Origin of the sequence: Pseudomonas sp. BF-R-24 (assembly GCF_019947335.1) — a bacterium.
GTDB classification, from domain to species: domain Bacteria; phylum Pseudomonadota; class Gammaproteobacteria; order Pseudomonadales; family Pseudomonadaceae; genus Aquipseudomonas; species Aquipseudomonas jessenii.
The window spans coordinates 61733-79974 of record NZ_JAGYGG010000020.1 but is presented as its reverse complement, the minus strand read 5'-3'; the positions used below and the strand labels follow the sequence as shown (position 1 = coordinate 79974).

15 protein-coding genes are annotated in these 18242 nt (G+C 59.4%); 4 read left to right on the top strand and 11 right to left on the bottom strand.

What is annotated here, in order from left to right:
- Position 1: 1 nt before the first annotated feature.
- The 6 genes from carB to grpE all read right to left on the bottom strand — a co-directional run bounded on the left by carB (position 2) and on the right by grpE (position 9555).
- Positions 2-3223 carry a carbamoyl-phosphate synthase large subunit gene (carB, locus tag KGA98_RS17150; protein ID WP_223502892.1) on the bottom strand — a complete coding sequence of 1074 codons (3222 nt, stop codon included), beginning with the start codon at positions 3221-3223 and terminating at the stop codon, positions 2-4.
- 116 nt (positions 3224-3339) lie between these two features.
- Positions 3340-4476: a glutamine-hydrolyzing carbamoyl-phosphate synthase small subunit gene (gene carA, locus KGA98_RS17145; protein ID WP_046038697.1), complete on the bottom strand. Its 1137-nt coding sequence runs from the start codon at positions 4474-4476 to the stop codon at positions 3340-3342.
- A gap of 259 nt (positions 4477-4735) precedes the next feature.
- On the bottom strand, positions 4736-5539 hold the full coding sequence (gene dapB, locus KGA98_RS17140) for a 4-hydroxy-tetrahydrodipicolinate reductase (RefSeq protein WP_057716481.1): 804 nt from the start codon (positions 5537-5539) through the stop codon (positions 4736-4738).
- A gap of 10 nt (positions 5540-5549) precedes the next feature.
- Complete coding sequence (dnaJ, locus tag KGA98_RS17135; RefSeq protein WP_223502891.1) at positions 5550-6674, bottom strand: molecular chaperone DnaJ; 1125 nt, start codon at positions 6672-6674, stop codon at positions 5550-5552.
- Positions 6675-6969: 295 nt separating this feature from the next.
- Positions 6970-8886: a molecular chaperone DnaK gene (gene dnaK / locus KGA98_RS17130; RefSeq protein WP_057716483.1), complete on the bottom strand. Its 1917-nt coding sequence runs from the start codon at positions 8884-8886 to the stop codon at positions 6970-6972.
- Positions 8887-8988: 102 nt separating this feature from the next.
- Positions 8989-9555, bottom strand: coding sequence for a nucleotide exchange factor GrpE (gene grpE, locus KGA98_RS17125; RefSeq protein ID WP_015093431.1), 567 nt, complete (start codon positions 9553-9555; stop codon positions 8989-8991).
- 240 nt (positions 9556-9795) lie between these two features.
- Between grpE and recN the strand changes: the two genes are divergently transcribed.
- The gene (recN, locus tag KGA98_RS17120; protein WP_090453029.1) at positions 9796-11469 is read left to right on the top strand and encodes a DNA repair protein RecN; all 1674 of its coding nucleotides are present in this window, start codon (positions 9796-9798) and stop codon (positions 11467-11469) included.
- A gap of 76 nt (positions 11470-11545) precedes the next feature.
- Here recN and fur read toward each other — a convergent pair whose 3' ends face one another.
- Positions 11546-11950 carry a ferric iron uptake transcriptional regulator gene (gene fur, locus KGA98_RS17115; protein ID WP_003197684.1) on the bottom strand — a complete coding sequence of 135 codons (405 nt, stop codon included), beginning with the start codon at positions 11948-11950 and terminating at the stop codon, positions 11546-11548.
- A gap of 97 nt (positions 11951-12047) precedes the next feature.
- Here fur and KGA98_RS17110 point away from each other — a divergent pair, with 97 nt between their 5' ends.
- Positions 12048-12575, top strand: a complete 528-nt coding sequence (locus KGA98_RS17110) for an outer membrane protein assembly factor BamE (RefSeq protein ID WP_090453027.1) — start codon at positions 12048-12050, stop codon at positions 12573-12575.
- A gap of 61 nt (positions 12576-12636) precedes the next feature.
- Here the strand turns inward: KGA98_RS17110 and KGA98_RS17105 are convergent, their stop codons facing one another.
- From KGA98_RS17105 to KGA98_RS17095, 3 genes are read right to left on the bottom strand one after another with little or no spacing between them, the layout of a single operon-like run.
- Positions 12637-12951, bottom strand: coding sequence for an RnfH family protein (locus tag KGA98_RS17105; RefSeq protein WP_223502890.1), 315 nt, complete (start codon positions 12949-12951; stop codon positions 12637-12639).
- Positions 12944-13378, bottom strand: coding sequence for a type II toxin-antitoxin system RatA family toxin (locus tag KGA98_RS17100; RefSeq protein ID WP_057716487.1), 435 nt, complete (start codon positions 13376-13378; stop codon positions 12944-12946). Before KGA98_RS17100 ends, KGA98_RS17105 begins: the two co-directional genes overlap by 8 nt.
- A gap of 7 nt (positions 13379-13385) precedes the next feature.
- Positions 13386-14789 (bottom strand): sodium-dependent transporter, encoded by a 1404-nt coding sequence (locus KGA98_RS17095; protein WP_090453025.1) that lies wholly within the window; start codon positions 14787-14789, stop codon positions 13386-13388.
- Between the two features lie 118 nt (positions 14790-14907).
- On the opposite strand from KGA98_RS17095, the gene smpB reads away from it, so the two are divergent.
- A complete protein-coding gene (gene smpB / locus KGA98_RS17090) occupies positions 14908-15390 on the top strand; it encodes an SsrA-binding protein SmpB (RefSeq protein ID WP_008057382.1) in 483 nt (160 codons plus the stop codon).
- Positions 15391-15505: 115 nt separating this feature from the next.
- On the opposite strand, the gene KGA98_RS17085 is transcribed toward smpB, so the two are convergent.
- The gene (locus tag KGA98_RS17085) at positions 15506-16273 is read right to left on the bottom strand and encodes a GntR family transcriptional regulator (protein WP_102669034.1); all 768 of its coding nucleotides are present in this window, start codon (positions 16271-16273) and stop codon (positions 15506-15508) included.
- Between the two features lie 261 nt (positions 16274-16534).
- Here KGA98_RS17085 and KGA98_RS17080 point away from each other — a divergent pair, with 261 nt between their 5' ends.
- On the top strand, positions 16535-18229 hold the full coding sequence (locus KGA98_RS17080) for a lactate permease LctP family transporter (RefSeq protein WP_057716490.1): 1695 nt from the start codon (positions 16535-16537) through the stop codon (positions 18227-18229).
- Positions 18230-18242: the final 13 nt, after the last annotated feature.

Here is an 18242-nt window from a genome sequence, read left to right as displayed (position 1 = left end):
CTCATGCCTTCAATCCTGCGTGTAGATCCTGCAAGCGGCGTACGGTCTTCTCGGGACCGAACTTCAGCGCTTCGCAGATGGCTTCGCCAGCAGCAATGGTGGTGGTGCAGTAAATCTTGTGCTGCAAGGCATTACGACGAATGGAGTACGAATCAGCGATCGACTGACGACCTTCGGTGGTGTTGATGATCAGCGTGACTTCGTCATTCTTGATCATGTCGACCACGTGCGGACGACCCTCGGTCACCTTGTTCACACGGCGCACTTTCAGGCCTGCAGCCTCGATCAGCTTGGCAGTACCGGCAGTGGCGACCACTTCGAAGCCCAAGTTGATCAGATCACGGGCCACGCCCGCAACCAGTGGCTTGTCGTCGTCACGCACGCTGATGAACGCAGTACCGCCGGTCGGCAACACTTCGCTGGCACCCATCTGGGCCTTGGCGAACGCTTCACCAAAGGTGTCGCCCACGCCCATCACTTCACCAGTCGACTTCATCTCCGGGCCGAGGATCGGGTCAACACCAGGGAATTTGGCGAACGGGAACACCGCCTCTTTCACGCTGTAGAAGTTCGGGATGATTTCCTTGGTGAAGCCGATTTCCTTCAAGGTCTTACCGGCCATGACGCGAGCCGCGATCATTGCCAGGGAAACACCGATGCACTTGGACACGAACGGTACGGTACGGGAAGCGCGCGGGTTGACTTCGATGACGTAGATGTCGTCGCCTTGCAGCGCCAGCTGAACGTTCATCAGGCCGATCACGCCGAGTTCCAGGGCCATTTTCTTGACCTGTTCGCGCATCTCGTCCTGGATGTGCGCCGGCAGCGAGTATGGCGGCAGCGAGCATGCGGAGTCACCGGAGTGAACACCAGCCTGCTCGATGTGCTGCATGATCGCGCCGATTACCACGTCCTTGCCGTCGCAGACCGCATCCACGTCCATTTCGATGGCGCAGTTGAGGAAGTGATCCAGCAGCACCGGGCTGTCGTTGGACACTTGAACCGCTTCACGCAGGTAGCGCTTGAGTTCTTCTTCTTCGTAAACGATTTCCATCGCACGACCGCCCAGTACATAGGACGGGCGCACCACCAGCGGGTAACCGATCTTGGCGGCGGCACGAATCGCTTCGTCTTCGCTGCGCACGGTGGCGTTTGGCGGCTGACGCAGGTTCAGGCGCTGAACCATCTGCTGGAAGCGCTCACGGTCTTCAGCGCGGTCGATTGCATCAGGACTGGTGCCGATGATCGGCACGCCAGCAGCTTCCAGGGCACGAGCCAGTTTCAGCGGGGTCTGGCCGCCGTACTGGACGATCACGCCTTTTGGCTTCTCGACGCGGACGATTTCCAGCACGTCTTCCAGGGTCACCGGCTCGAAGTACAGGCGATCGGAAGTGTCATAGTCGGTAGAAACGGTTTCCGGGTTGCAGTTGACCATGATGGTCTCGTACCCGTCATCGCGCAGGGCCAGTGCCGCGTGTACGCAGCAGTAGTCGAACTCGATGCCCTGGCCGATACGGTTCGGACCGCCACCCAGGATCATGATCTTGTCGCGACCCGATGGCGCCGCTTCGCACTCTTCTTCGTACGTCGAGTACAGGTAGGCGGTGTCGGTGGCGAACTCAGCGGCGCAGGTATCGACGCGCTTGTAGACCGGGAAGATTTCCAGCTTGTGACGATGAGCACGCAGGCTCTTCTCGGTCACGCCCAGCAGTTTGGCCAGGCGCATATCGGAGAAGCCTTTGCGCTTGAGGCGGAACATCAGATCGCGATCGATGCTGGTCAGACCCAGGGTCTTGACCTTCTCTTCGTCCTTGATCAGGTCTTCCATCTGCACCAGGAACCAAGGATCGATCATGGTCATGCCGAAGATGTCTTCAACACTCATGCCGGCGCGCATGGCGTCCGCCACGTACCAGATACGCTCGGCGCCCGGCACGGTCAGCTCGCGCTTGAGCACGCTCATGCTTTCCGGGTTGGCCAGATCAACCTTCTCGTCCAGACCGCAAACACCGACTTCCAGGCCGCGCAGGGCTTTCTGCAGGGACTCCTGGAAGGTCCGGCCGATGGCCATGACTTCACCGACCGACTTCATCTGAGTGGTCAGGCGCGCGTCAGCCTTGGAGAACTTCTCGAAGGCAAAGCGTGGCAGCTTGGTGACGACATAGTCGATGGACGGCTCGAAGGACGCCGGGGTCTTGCCGCCGGTAATGTCGTTCGACAGCTCGTCGAGGGTGTAACCCACGGCCAGCTTGGCCGCAACCTTGGCGATCGGGAAGCCGGTGGCTTTCGAAGCCAGGGCCGACGAACGGGATACACGCGGGTTCATCTCGATCACGACCATGCGGCCAGTGTTCGGGCAGATACCGAACTGAACGTTGGAGCCGCCGGTTTCCACGCCGATCTCGCGCAGTACCGCCAGGGAGGCGTTACGCAGGATCTGGTATTCCTTGTCAGTCAGGGTCTGTGCAGGTGCCACGGTGATCGAGTCACCGGTGTGCACGCCCATCGGGTCGAAGTTTTCGATGGAGCAGACGATGATGCAGTTGTCCTTCTTATCGCGGACAACCTCCATCTCGTATTCTTTCCAACCGATCAGCGATTCGTCGATCAGCAGTTCCTTGGTCGGCGACAGGTCCAGACCACGGGCGCAGATTTCTTCGAACTCTTCACGGTTGTAAGCAATACCGCCACCGGTGCCGCCCATGGTGAAGGACGGACGGATGATGCACGGGAAGCCAAGCTTCTCGAGGACCGCATTGGCCTCTTCCATGCTGTGGGCGATACCGGAACGCGGGCACGCCAGGCCGATGGATTTCATCGCCTTGTCGAAACGCGAACGATCTTCAGCCTTGTCGATGGTGTCGGCGTTGGCACCGATCATCTCTACGCCGAACTTCTCCAGAACGCCTTCGCGCTCCAGGTCCAGGGCGCAGTTCAGAGCAGTCTGGCCGCCCATGGTCGGCAGCAGCGCGTCCGGACGCTCTTTTTCGATGATCTTGGCAACGGTCTGCCACTTGATCGGCTCGATGTAGGTCGCGTCGGCCATGGCCGGGTCGGTCATGATGGTGGCCGGGTTGGAGTTCACCAGGATGACGCGGTAACCCTCTTCGCGCAGGGCCTTGCAGGCCTGGGCGCCGGAGTAGTCGAATTCGCAGGCCTGGCCGATCACGATCGGGCCAGCGCCGAGAATCAGGATGCTTTTAATGTCTGTACGTTTTGGCATGGGTTTGTCACTCAAATCCGCAGGTCAGTCGGCAAGCCGTCTTGTTCAATCTGAAGCCTTGAGGGGGCCGCCGGTATCGGGACCACCCTCAAGCCTTGCTACATCAGGGCGAGCGATCAGCGTCGCTTGGCCATCTCGGTGATGAAGCGATCGAACAATGGCGCTACGTCGTTCGGGCCAGGGCTGGCTTCCGGGTGACCCTGGAAGCTGAAGGCGCTCTTGTCGGTACGCTCGATACCTTGCAGGGTGCCGTCGAACAGCGATTTGTGGATCGCGCGAACGTTGGCCGGCAGGGTCGCTTCGTCTACGGCAAAACCGTGGTTCTGGCTGGTGATCATTACCACACCGCTGTCCAGGTCCTGGACGGGGTGGTTGGCACCGTGGTGGCCATGACCCATTTTCAGGGTCTTGGCGCCGGAGGCCAGGGCCAGCAGTTGGTGACCGAGGCAGATACCGAAGACCGGAATTTCGGTTTCCAGCACGTCCTTGATCGCCTGGATCGCGTAGTCGCAAGGCTCCGGGTCACCAGGGCCGTTGGACAGGAATACGCCGTCCGGCTTCAGCGCCAGCACATCGGCCGCAGGCGTTTGCGCAGGCACGACGGTCACGCGGCAGCCGCGCTCGACCAGCATGCGCAGGATGTTCACCTTGACGCCGTAGTCGTAGGCAACCACGTGGTACGGCAGCTCGGAAGCTTCGATGGTCGCGTGGCTGTCGGTTTTCAGATCCCAGACAGTCGAGCGCCACTCATAGCTTTCCTTGGTGCTGACGACTTTCGCCAGGTCCATGCCCTTGAGGCCAGGGAAGCCCTGGGCGGCGGCAATGGCGGCAGCTTCGGAAATGTTGTCACCAGCCATGATGCAGCCGTTCTGCGCGCCTTTTTCACGCAGGATGCGCGTCAGGCGGCGGGTGTCGATACCGGCGATGGCCACAACATTGTTGGCCTTCAGGTAGTCGGACAGGGACATCGTGTTACGCCAGTTGCTCGCCACCAGTGGCAGGTCACGGATGACCAGGCCGGCAGACCAGACGCGGTTGGACTCGGCGTCCTCCGGCGTGGTGCCGGTGTTGCCGATGTGCGGGTAAGTCAGGGTAACAATCTGTTGGGCGTAGGAAGGATCGGTAAGGATTTCCTGATAGCCGGTCATTGCGGTGTTGAACACCACCTCACCAACGGTTTGACCGTCGGCTCCAATGGCTTCGCCGCGAAAAATGCTGCCATCAGCAAGGGCGAGTATGGCTGGCTTAGTCAAGAAGACCTCCCGTAAATAAAGCCTGAAAGGGCGATCGCAGGTTGTAAAAAAGCGGAGTGACGTATGGACACGTCACCCCGCTTCTTCACTGAATTATTCTGCGCGCTTTTAGTGGACACACTAAAGCTGTAGCTTACAGAAAAAGGCCTTTTTGGTCTACCGCCAATGAGCCTTAAAGGCTGGAGAATGCGACAGGACGTCGCTTGGCGGAACAAAACCGGGCTCAAACGCTGTGCGCGAGCCCGATTTCGGGTGCATCTTAACGCAGATCGAGCACGTCTTGCATGTCGTAAAGACCAGGCTCGCGCCCGTCCAGCCACAATGCAGCACGTACCGCACCCTTGGCGAACGTCATGCGACTGGACGCCTTGTGGGTGATCTCGACACGCTCGCCGTCGGCGGCGAACAGCACGGTGTGATCACCGACGATGTCGCCAGCGCGTACAGTAGCGAAACCAATGGTCTCGCGATCACGAGCGCCGGTCTGGCCCTCACGACCATACACCGCCACCTTTTTCAGATCGCGACCCAACGCATCGGCAATCACCTCTCCCATGCGCACGGCAGTGCCGGACGGCGCATCGACTTTATGCCGATGGTGAGCCTCGGTGATTTCGATATCGACATCGTCACCCAATACGCGAGCGGCCGTGTCGAGCAACTTCAGGCACAGGTTGACCCCGACACTGAAGTTGGCCGCGAAGACAATCGGAATGTCCTTGCCCGCTTCCGCCAGCAGCTGCTTTTCTTCAACGCTGAAACCGGTGGTACCGATGATCATGGCCTTGCCGTGTTTACGGCAGAAAGCCAGGTTCTTCAGGGTCACCGTCGGGTGCGTGAAGTCGATCAGCACGTCGAACTCGTCGACCACCCGATCCAGATCACCGGACAGAGGCACGCCGATACGACCCAGCGCAGCCAACTCACCGGCATCCGCGCCGACCAACGTGCTGTCGGGACGATCCACCGCCGCCGTCAGACCGGCACCCGGGGTTTGCTGCACGGCTTCAATCAGGGTCTTGCCCATGCGCCCGGCGGCGCCCATCACTGCAATACGTCGCATGCCTGTCTCCTTACAAATCGCCGAAGAAGCGCTTCACGCCTTCGAACCAACCGGTGGTTTTTGGCGAATGGCTGTTGTCATCCGCCAGCGAACTACGGAATTCCTCGAGCATTTCACGCTGGCGACGGCTCAGGTTGACCGGAGTCTCGACCGCCACGCGGCACATCAAGTCGCCAGCACCACCGCCACGCACTGGCGCGACACCCTTGCCACGCACACGGAACTGCTTGCCGGTCTGAGTCCCCTCAGGGATCTTCAGCTTGACCCGGCCATCAAGGGTCGGAATCTCCAGCTCGCCACCCAGCGCCGCATCGACGAAGCTGATCGGCACTTCGCAGAACAGGTGCTTGCCATCGCGCTGGAAAATCGAGTGCTCGCGCACATTGATCACCACGTACAGGTCGCCAGTCGGGCCACCCTGGGCACCCGCCTCGCCTTCGCCGGACAGACGAATGCGATCACCGGTATCGACACCGGCCGGCACTTTCACCGACAGAGTCTTGTACTCTTCGAGACGACCTTCGCCGTGGCAGGAATCGCACGGATCGGAAATGATCTTGCCTTGGCCATGGCAGCGCGGGCAGGTCTGCTGCACCGAGAAGAAACCTTGCTGCATGCGCACCTGACCGATACCGCCGCAAGTCGGGCAGGTCACCGGCGCAGAACCTTTCTTGGCACCGGAGCCGTCGCAAGGCTTGCAGTTGACCAGCGTCGGAACGCGGATATTCACGGTCGTACCGCGCACCGCCTCTTCGAGATCCAGCTCCAGGGTGTAGCGCAAGTCACTGCCGCGCTGAGCACCGCCACGGGAACCGCCGCGACCGCCACCGAAGAAGTCACTGAAGACATCACCAAAGATGTCGGAGAAGTTCTGACCGCCGAAACCGGCACCGCCGCCACCCATGCTCGGGTCGACACCAGCATGGCCGTACTGGTCGTACGCCGCGCGCTTGCTGGAATCGGACAGCACTTCGTAGGCCTCGTTGGCCTCCTTGAACATCTCTTCCGACGCCTTGTCATCGGGATTACGGTCCGGGTGGTGCTTCATCGCCAGGCGACGGTAAGCCTTCTTCAGGTCCGCTTCGCTTGAGCCACGCTCAACACCCAACACTTCGTAATAGTCACGCTTTGCCATAAGTCTTTGCACTCTTGAGGACGTCCGACAAAACCCTCCTGAGTTTGCCGAACTCGTTGAGCCCCAATACAGGCCCGGACCCAACTCACGTCAATTCAACGATCCTGGTCTTTGATTCTTGCGGTACTTGCGGCACGAAAAGCAGGAGCATTTCCGGCCATACCACCAGCACGTGAACGCTGTCGCATGCTGTAAAAATTCGCGTATTCCAGATACGCCAACGCGGGAGCAAGCTCCCGCGCGGCGACATCCTACCAGTCACCGCCTAAAGGCAGTCAACCGGCCGACCAACAACTTACTTGTGGTCTTTGACTTCTTCGAACTCGGCGTCGACAACGTCGTCAGCCTTTTCCGCCTTGTCGTCGTGCGGTGCCGCGCCTTCAGCAGGCTGAGCCTGTTCGGCGTACATCTTCTGCGCCACTGGAGCGGAGACTTTCGACAGCTCTTCAACCTTGGCGTCGATAGCAGCCTTGTCGTCGCCTTTAACGGCGGCTTCCAGGGCAACTACGGCAGCTTCGATTGCAGTCTTCTCTTCAGCGGTCACTTTATCGCCGGCGTCGGAGACCATTTTGCGAGTCGAGTGAACCAGTGCATCACCCTGGTTACGGGCAGCGGCCAGCTCTTCGAACTTGCGATCTTCCTCGGCGTTAGCCTCGGCATCACGCACCATGCGCTCGATTTCTTCGTCGGACAGACCGGAGTTGGCCTTGATCACGATCGACTGAGTCTTGCCGGTAGCCTTGTCCTTCGCACCTACGTGCAGGATGCCGTTGGCGTCGATGTCGAAGGTCACTTCGATCTGCGGCACGCCACGTGGAGCTGGTGGAATGTCGGCCAGGTCGAACTTGCCCAGGGACTTGTTCTGTGCGGCTTGCTTACGCTCGCCTTGCAGCACGTGAATGGTCACGGCGCCCTGGTTGTCGTCGGCAGTCGAGAACACTTGCGATTTCTTGGTAGGAATCGTGGTGTTTTTCTCGATCAGCGCAGTCATCACGCCACCCATGGTTTCGATACCCAGGGTCAGCGGGCTGACGTCGAGCAGCAGAACGTCTTTCACGTCACCGGCCAGTACCGCACCCTGGATGGCAGCACCCATGGCAACCGCTTCGTCCGGGTTGACGTCTTTACGAGCTTCTTTACCGAAGAACTCGGTTACCAGCTTCTGAACCAGTGGCATACGGGTCTGACCGCCCACCAGGATCACGTCGTTGATCGCGCCAACGTCGATACCGGCATCTTTCATTGCGATGCGGCAAGGTTCGATGGTGCGCTGAACCAGGTCTTCCACCAGCGCTTCGAGCTTGGCGCGGGAGATCTTCACGTTCAGGTGCTTAGGACCGGTGGCGTCTGCAGTGATGTACGGCAGGTTCACGTCGGTCGACTGGCTCGAGGACAGTTCGATCTTGGCTTTTTCAGCAGCTTCTTTCAGGCGCTGCATGGCCAGCGGGTCGCCCTTGAGGTTCATGCCGCTTTCTTTCTTGAATTCGTCGACGAGGTAGTCGATCAGACGAATGTCAAAGTCTTCACCGCCCAGGAACGTGTCACCGTTGGTGGCCAGTACTTCGAACTGGTGCTCGCCATCGACTTCAGCGATCTCGATCACGGAAACGTCGAAAGTACCGCCGCCCAGGTCGTAAACGATCACGGTGTGATCGCCCTTGGCCTTGTCCATGCCGTAAGCCAGAGCAGCTGCGGTTGGTTCGTTGATGATACGTTTTACGTCCAGGCCAGCGATGCGGCCGGCGTCTTTGGTCGCCTGGCGCTGGCTGTCGTTGAAGTAGGCCGGAACGGTGATCACCGCTTCAGTCACGGTCTCGCCGAGATAGTCTTCGGCGGTCTTCTTCATCTTCTTCAGGATTTCAGCCGAGATTTGTGGCGGTGCCATTTTCTGGCCGTTCACTTCAACCCAGGCGTCGCTGTTGTCAGCCTTGACGATCTTGTAAGGGACCATCTGAATGTCTTTCTGCACGACTTCTTCGTCGAAACGACGACCGATCAGACGCTTCACCGCATACAGGGTGTTGTGCGGATTGGTCACGGCCTGACGCTTGGCCGACTGGCCAACCAGGATTTCGCCATCGTTGGCGTAAGCGATGATCGACGGCGTGGTACGCGCGCCTTCAGCGTTTTCAATAACTTTTGCCTTGCCGTTTTCCAGCACGGAGACGCAGGAGTTGGTAGTCCCTAGGTCGATACCGATAATTTTGCCCATGTTCACTCTCCCGAAACTTTGGATTTGGTTGCCGCAGCAGTGGTGGCTAACTGCGGTAGCACTTAAACGCTTGACTTATAAATGGGGGCCTTGCGGCGGATTTCAAGCCTGCTCGTCAATCGAAGGCGAAACCGGCGCAGGCGCCTTGCTGACCACGACCATCGCCGGGCGCAACAGGCGACCATTGAGCTGATAGCCCTTCTGGAACACCTTCAGAACGCTGTTCGGCTCGACATCGGCGCTTTCCTGCATGGCCATTGCCTGATGCTGAACGGCGTTGAACGGTTCGCCATGCGGATCGATCGCTTCAAGCTGATAACGCTTGAGAGTGTCGTGGAACATTTTCAGGGTCAGCTCGATGCCTTCGCGCATCGGACGGATGCTTTCGTCGTCCGGGCTGGACAGTTCCAGGCCACGCTCCAGGCTGTCGACGATCGGCAGCAGGTCGCCGGCGAATTTTTCCAGCGCGAACTTGTGAGCCTTCTCCACATCCTGCTCGGCGCGACGGCGGACGTTCTGCAGATCGGCGGCTACACGCAAAGCCTGATCCTGAGCGCCTGCCAGTTGCTCTTCGAGCACTTGTACACGAGCCGCCAGGTCATCACCCGAAGCCTCGGGCGCCTGGTTGGCGTCTGGGTTTTGCGTATCCACTGTCTGTTCGTCAGCCATAGATTTCTCCTTTCAATTTCGTCCGCGAGCTCAACTCGCGCGTCTGCCCAGCTATATGGGGCCGCAAAATCCGGCTTCAAGGGGGGTCGACGATTAACCCTACAAAAAACAACTGCTTTGTCATTCCCGGTCGCGATAAGGCTTTCGTCGGTCCGAGCGAATCGAGCTAACGAGGGGCATTGTCAGCCCGAAACAAAACACTGTATAAATAACCAGATCTAACACCTGGGAGCGGCCCATATGCTGGTGCACCTGTCCGTACACAACTACGCCATCGTTGAACATCTCGATCTCGAACTCGATCGCGGGATGAGCGTGATCACCGGAGAAACCGGCGCGGGCAAGTCGATCATGCTCGACGCGCTGGGCCTTACCCTGGGTGATCGTGCCGACAGCGGCGTGGTCCGCCCCGGCGCCGACAAGGCCGATATCCTGGCCACCTTCGATCTGGTCGACATTCCAGAAGCCAGCGCCTGGCTGGCCGAACGCGACCTCGAAAACGACGGCCCGTGCATCCTGCGCCGGGTCATCACATCCGAAGGACGTTCGCGCGGCTACATCAACGGCACGCCCTGCCCCCTTGGCGACCTCAAGGCGCTGGGCGAGCTGCTGATCGACATTCACAGCCAGCACGAACACCAATCCCTGCTCAAGACCGATACTCACCGCCGCCTGCTCGATGAATATGCCGGCGCGACCGACCTTGCCCGCCAGGTTCAGCTCGCCGCCCAGCGTTGGCGCCAGACCCGCCAGGAACTGGAGCGACTCTCCAACTCCGGCGATGAGCAACGCGCCCGCCATCAGTTGCTCAGCTATCAACTCGAAGAACTGGAAAACCTTGGCCTTGGCGACAACGAGCTGGAGCAGCTTGAGCAGGAACACAAGAACCTGACCAACGCAGAGACCTTGCTCGGGATCTGCCGGCAAGTCGTCGAGCAATGCAGTGAAAGTGATTCCGGGAATGTACTGAACGCCCTGACCGCCAGCCTCAACCGCCTGTCGAGCGTGAACAGCTCGATCGGTGCGCTGGGCGAAGCCAGCAGCTTGTTGACCAGTGCACAGATCCAGGTTGAAGAGGCCGTGGGCGAACTGAACCGCTTCCTCGACAACTTCGACGCCGATCCGTCGCGCCTTCAATACCTTGAAGAGCGCCTCGACGCGATCTACACCCTTGCGCGCAAACACCGCATCCAGCCGACCGAAGTTGCCGAGATGCAGCAGAAACTGCTGGATGAAATCGAAACCCTCAACGCCAACGACGAATCCATCGAACGACTGAGCGATGAGCTGTCTTCATACGCTCGCCATTATCAGGAAAAGGCTCGCGAACTGAGCGATCTGCGCCATCAAGCCTCGAACAGCCTGGCCAGCGCCGTGGAACAGGAGATCCAGCGCCTGGGCATGCCTGGCGGGCGCTTCACCATCGAGCTGCGCCCAAACAGTAGCGACGAACTGCTGCCTAACGGACTTGAACAGGTTGAACTACTGGTTAGCGCCAACCCTGGCCAACCATTGAAAGCCTTGGCAAAAGTTGCATCCGGAGGCGAGCTGTCACGGATCAGCCTGGCGATCCAGGTGATCACCGCGCAGACATCTCGCGTTCCCACTCTGGTGTTCGACGAAGTGGACGTTGGTATCGGTGGTCCGACTGCGGAAATCGTCGGCCAGCTGTTGCGTCGCCTCGGCGAGCGCGGGCAGGTACTGACCGTGACCCACTTGCCGCAAGTGGCAGCGCAAGGCCATCAACATCTATTTGTGCATAAAGTGCGCGGCGAAGATGCCACCCGCACGGCCGTTTCCAGATTGAGCAAAAACGACCGCATCGAAGAAGTCGCACGGATGCTGGGCGGCATCGACCTCACCAAGGAATCCCTGGCGCATGCCAAAAAAATGGTGGTGGCCGCAAAAGCCTGAATAAAGGCAGAAAGCACGAAGGCGACCCTGGGGTCGCCTTCGTTCGTTTCGCGAACTGAATGTTCGCGCGACATGCTTACTTTTTCTTGCGCACGTACAGCACCAGATTGTGATCAACCATCTCGAAGCCATACTTGTCGACGATTGCTTTCTGAAGCCGCTCGATTTCTTCGTCGAAGAATTCGATCACTTCGCTGGTTTCGACGTTGACCATATGGTCGTGATGCTTTCCGTCGTCCAGTTCGAAGACCGCATGGCCTCCGTCGAAGTTGTGCCGCACCACAAGGCCAGCTGCCTCGAACTGGGTCAGAACACGGTAAACCGTGGCCAGACCGACGTCCTCACCAGCCTCCATAAGGGCCTTGTAGACATCCTCGGCACTCATGTGGCGCTGCTCGGCGGAATCGAGCATTTGCAGAATTTTGACCCGTGGCAGGGTCACTTTGAGGCCGGCTTTGCGTAGTTCGCTATTTTCAACCATGGTCAGCTTTCTCGCGATGCTGCTTCGCAGCTTCTCTTAATGCGGGTATGATCGGCGTTTACGTTGTCCCAGCCAAGATAGTGGAAGTCGCCCACCGATGCAAAACACCAAGCTCTTGCTAACCAGTTTCACCTTTGTGGGACTGCTCGCACTCGCCGGTTGTTCATTCCCCGGGGTTTACAAAATCGACATCCAGCAGGGCAATGTCGTCACGCAGGACATGATAGACCAGTTACGCCCGGGAATGACCCGTAAGCAAGTACGGTTTATCATGGGCAACCCTCTGCTGACTGACACGTTCCATGCCGATCGCTGGGATTATCTGTACAGCCTGCAACCGGGTGGCGGTGAACGCCAACAGGAACGCATTAGCGTTATCTTCAACCCAAATGATCAGCTTGTCAGCCTCTCCGGTGATTTCATGCCAGGCGTGAGCCGTGACGAAGCCATTCTCGGCAAGGACAGCGGCACGACAGTGGCTGCCCCGACAGAAAACGTCGAGAAGCCAAAACCGGAAAAACCGGTCAAGCCAGGTTCGCTGCTGGATCAGATCCAGAAGGACGTCGACGGCGTAGAAACCGTTCCGGTCCCGACGCCGGAGCCACTGGACACCTCGCCGCAATAATTTGCGACGCAATAAAAAGCCCGGCATGCCCGGGCTTTTTATTGTCTGGCGTTCAAGCCACTCACTGATTCCGCGCTTTGGCCTCGGCAGCTTTCGCCGCGCGCAGTCGGCGCACCTCTTTCGGATCGGCCAGCAACGGGCGGTAAATCTCGATGCGATCCCCGGCCTGGACTACCCGACTCTCCGGGTCAGCGACCACCTTGCCGAAGATCCCCACAGGGCAATGGGTCAGATCCAGCTCCGGAAACTCTTCAGCCACGCTCGACCTGAGCAAGGCCGCCCGCACGGTCGTTCCGACAGGTACGGCCACTGTCAGCAGCACCTGACGGTCTACGGCCGCGTAGACCACCTCGACTTCAATCATGACCTCAACCATGTATCTGCTTGGCGCGCTGGCAGAACGCATCCACCAAAGTGTTGGCCGCCTGATTGAACAGCGGCCCCAAGGTGGCGCGAACCAGCGGCCCGGCATAATCGAATGACAGATCGAGGCTGATCTTGCAGGCTTTGTCGGTCAGCGCCTTGAATACCCAGATGCCATGCAATTGGGTGAAAGGGCCCTCTTCGAGGTTCATTTCGATCGACTGCCCCGGAATCAACGTGTTGCGCGTCACGAAATGCTGACTGAGGCCACCCTTCGCCACGCCGACACTCGCCCGCATATGCTCAGGTGAGCTCTCCAGGACTTCGGCGGACGAGCACCACGGCAGAAACTCCGGATAGCGCGCCACGTCGTTGACCAGGTCATACAGCGCTTGCGCCGGGTACGGCAGCAAGGCCGAACGTGAAATGTGTGTCGTCATGTCAGCGTCACTTCCACAGCTGGGCGGCAAACACTACGAGAATGCCGATGGGCGCCACATAGCGCATCAAGAACAAGGACAGGCCAAACAGCGCAGGGTTACGGATCGACAACTCGTCGCGCACCGCCTCACGCCCCATGATCCAGCCCGCAAACACCACGAAACACAAACCGCCAAGCGGCAGCATGAGTCGCGAGGTGAAGAAATCGATCACGCCAAAGAAGTCGAGGCCACCGGTCGCTCCCCATTGGTAGAGGTGGAACATCCCGCCTTCGTTCACGAAGAACTTGGCCTCCTTCCAGATATTGAAGGAGAACACCGTACCCAGGCCGACAAACCAGCAGCTGAACGCCAGCCAGAAGGTGACCCAGGCACGACTCACTTTAGTGCGCTCGACCAGGTAGGCCACCATCGGTTCCAGCAGGGAAATCGCCGAACTCCAGGCAGCGACCGCCACCAGCACGAAGAACACAACACCCATCAATTGCCCGAACGCTACGTTACCGAAGGCAAACGGCAGGCTGACGAACATCAGCCCCGGCCCTTCGCTCGGATTCAGGCCCGCCGCGAAAACAATCGGAAACAACGCCAGGCCGGCCACCAGGGAAACGAAGGTGTCGAGCAGCGCCACGCCGACAACCGTCCCTGAAATCGATGAGTTCTTCGGCATGTACGCACCGTAGATCATGATCGAGCCAACGCCCACGCTCAGGGAAAAGAACGCATGCCCCATCGCGGGCAACAAGCCGTCCATGACCTTTTCCGGGTGGAAGTCGAACATGAAATGCACGCCTTCCATGAAATGACCGGTGGTCATGCTGTAGCCCAGCAGCACGAGGATCATCACGAACAACAACGGCATCATGATGCGCAAACTGCGTTCAAGCCCGGCAACCACGCCCTTGGCGATCACCACCGCTGACAACAGCATGAAAATCGTGTGCCAAAGTGTCAGGCGCCAGGGATCGGCGATCACATTGCCGAAGTAAGCCCCCACTTGATCAGGCGTCGCGCCCTGGAAGTCGCCACGCCCCATGTCGATGATGTAGTCCAGCGACCAGCCGCCAACCACACTGTAGAACGACAGGATCAGCAATGCCGTGATCATCCCGGCAAACGCGCCCCAGGACCATTTGGCCGAGTGCCCCGCCTCGACCGCCAGCATCTTCAAGGCATTGGCCGGACTCTGCCGGGCACGCCGACCGATCAGGGTTTCCGCCAGCATGACCGGCACGCCGATCAATGCGATACAGGCCAGGAACATCAGCACGAAGGCGCCGCCGCCATAGACGCCGACCATGTACGGGAATTTCCAGATACTACCCAGCCCCACGGCCGAACCGGTCGCGGCGAGTATGAAGACCCAGCGGCTAGCCCAACTGCCGTGGACAGAAACCTTGTCTGTCGACATCGTTATCACGCCCAAGCGTTCAAAAAAGAGGCCGCATTGTCCGGGATTCAATCAACCTGCTCAAGCACGTAGCAACACCGTAGCCGACTCGCGTGCAACTCCCTATAATGCCGCCCCTATGGCTAAACAGAAGAAACACCCAACAGGGACCATCGCGCAAAACAAAAAGGCGCGACACGATTACTTCATCGAACATCGTTTCGAGGCTGGTCTGGTCCTGGCCGGCTGGGAAGTAAAAAGTCTGCGGGCAAGCAAACTGCAGCTGGTTGACAGCTACGTACTGCTCAAGGATGGCGAAGCCTGGCTGCTTGGCAGCCACATTACGCCCCTGACGACCGCCAGTACCCACGTCATTGCCGATCCGGTGCGCACCCGTAAATTGCTGCTCAACCGGCGCGAGCTGGAAAAGCTGGCCGCGGCCGTGCAGCAAAAGGGTTACGCCTGCGTGTGCCTGTCCTGGTACTGGAGCAAGCACATGGTCAAGTGCGAGATCGCTCTGGGCAAGGGCAAGAAGGAATACGACAAGCGCGATACCGAGCGCGAACGCGACGCCGGTCGCGAGTTGCAGCGTGCGGTGCGCAACAAGGGCAAGGAAGACTGACTCTTTCGCCTTGAGGCCCCTTCGCGGGCAAGCCCGCTCCCACAGGGTTTCGGTGTACCTGTGGGAGCGGGCTTGCCCGCGAAAGCAATCTCACAAACGATATGGAACCGACTGGCTACATCCCCTTGCGCCGTTCCGCCCGGGCCACGCGCTGCACTTCCTGACGCACCTCCTCCAGTACCTCCTGCACATACAGAATGTGCCGACTGGACACTTCCCGCGCCTGCTCCGCCCGCCCTTCGATAATCGCCTGATACAACTCCCGATGCTGCGTGATCAGCATGTCGCGGGTTTCAGTGCGCTGCTTGTACATGCCACCGATGTTGGTCACCACGTTGCGCTTGAGCAGGTCGAACAGCCCGCGAATGGTGTGTAGCAACACAGCATTGTGGCTGGCCTCGGCGATCGCCAGGTGAAAGCTTGCGTCCGCCGCCCCCTCTTCGGCACGACTCACCTCTTCGTGACGCGAATAGCAGTCCTGTAATTCGTTGAATGCCGCGGTCAGTCGCTCGCGATCCACATCGGTGGCACGCAACGCCGCGTAGTAGGCGCAAGACGCTTCCAGCGTATGCCGAAACTCCAGCAGATCGCGCTGTGCCTCGGGGTTGCTTTCCAGCAGCTGCAACAAGGGATCACTGAAGGTGCTACCCAGCGACTCCACCACATAGTTGCCGCCGCCCTGGCGACTGACCAGCAGGCCCTTGGCGGTCAGCTTCTGAATGGCTTCGCGCAACGAAGGGCGTGACACACCAAATTGTTCGGCCAACGCACGTTCGGCCGGCAAGCGCTCACCCGCTTTCAGCGTGCCCTCGAGGATCATGCCCTCAAGCTGCTCGACAATATCGTCAGACAAACGGCGCTGACGAATCTGATCAAACCCCATAACTCGATTACTCCACGATCCGACGGCTCGCCGGGGCTCTATTCTGGCCTATCGGCGCCGCGCCAGCACCTGCCATTGCGCATTTGGTCTTACCAGACAGACGACCTGCGCTCTTCGCATTCGACAAAAGTTTTAGGGCGGCAAATTGACACACCGCCTACAAGGCTTTTACCCTAGCCAACAGCGATTGTAAATTGGTCTTACCAATTATCCAAGAACGCTGATCAGTGCCTGACCAACAACAATTAGGGGCCACCCCATATGCAAACCTGGCAACAGCTCTATACCCCGCTTGGCAGCCTCGGCTTGTCCGCACTCGCCGCCGTCATCCCCATCGTATTTTTCTTCCTGGCTTTGGCCGTGTTCCGCCTCAAAGGACATGTGGCCGGCAGCATCACCCTGGCCTTGTCGATCCTGGTGGCGATCTTCGCCTTCCAGATGCCGGTCGATATGGCGTTCGCCGCCGCCGGGTATGGCTTCGCCTATGGCCTGTGGCCGATCGCCTGGATCATCGTGGCAGCGGTGTTCCTCTACAAACTGACGGTCAAGAGCGGGCAGTTTGAAGTCATCCGCAGTTCGGTTCTGTCGATTACCGATGACCAGCGCCTGCAGGTTCTGCTGATCGGTTTCTGCTTCGGCGCCTTCCTCGAAGGTGCAGCCGGTTTTGGCGCACCCGTGGCGATTACCGCTGCGCTGCTGGTAGGACTTGGCTTCAACCCGCTGTACGCGGCCGGCCTGTGCCTGATCGCCAACACCGCGCCGGTGGCCTTCGGCGCCCTGGGCATTCCGATCATCGTTGCCGGGCAAGTGACCGGTATCGACGCGTTCAAGATCGGCGCCATGACCGGCCGCCAACTGCCGCTGCTGTCGCTGTTCGTGCCGTTCTGGCTGGTGTTCATGATGGACGGCCTGCGCGGCGTGCGGGAAACGTGGCCGGCAGCGCTGGTGGCCGGCTTGAGCTTTGCCGTCACCCAGTACTTCACCTCGAACTTCATCGGCCCGGAACTGCCGGACATCACCTCGGCCCTGGCCAGCCTGATTTCCCTGACCCTGTTCCTGAAAGTCTGGCAACCAAAACGCGCCGCCGGCCAACACATCGTCGGCGCGGTCTCGGCCTCCGTGGTGAGCGCCAGCGTCGGTGGTTTCGGCCAGAAGCGCACCACTGTGGCTTCGCCCTACAGCCTTGGGGAAATCTTCAAGGCATGGTCACCGTTCCTGATCCTGACCGTACTGGTCACCATCTGGACCCTGAAGCCGTTCAAGGCGATGTTCGCCGCCGGCGGTTCGATGTACAGCTTCGTATTCAACTTCGCCATCCCGCACCTGGACCAGATGGTGATCAAGGTCGCACCGATCGTAGTCGCGCCAACCGCCCTTCCGGCAGTGTTCAAACTGGACCCGATCTCCGCCACCGGCACGGCGATTTTCTTCTCGGCGCTGATCTCGATGCTGGTGCTGAAGATCAATATCAAAACTGGTCTGACCACTTTTAAAGAGACCTTCTACGAACTGCGCTGGCCGATCCTGTCCATCGGCATGGTGCTGGCGTTTGCCTTCGTCACCAACTACTCGGGCATGTCTTCGACCATGGCCCTGGTGTTGGCAGGCACCGGTGCAGCGTTCCCGTTCTTCTCGCCGTTCCTCGGCTGGCTGGGCGTGTTCCTCACCGGTTCCGATACCTCGTCCAACGCCCTGTTCAGTTCGCTGCAAGCGACCACTGCGCACCAGATCGGCGTCAACGACACCTTGCTGGTGGCGGCGAACACCAGTGGTGGCGTGACCGGCAAAATGATCTCGCCACAATCGATCGCCGTGGCCTGCGCCGCGACCGGCCTGGTGGGTAAAGAATCGGATCTGTTCCGCTTCACCCTCAAGCACAGCCTATTCTTTGCAACGATTGTCGGCTTGATCACGTTGGCTCAGGCCTACTGGTTCACCGGCATGCTGGTGCACTAAGGACTACAGGCAA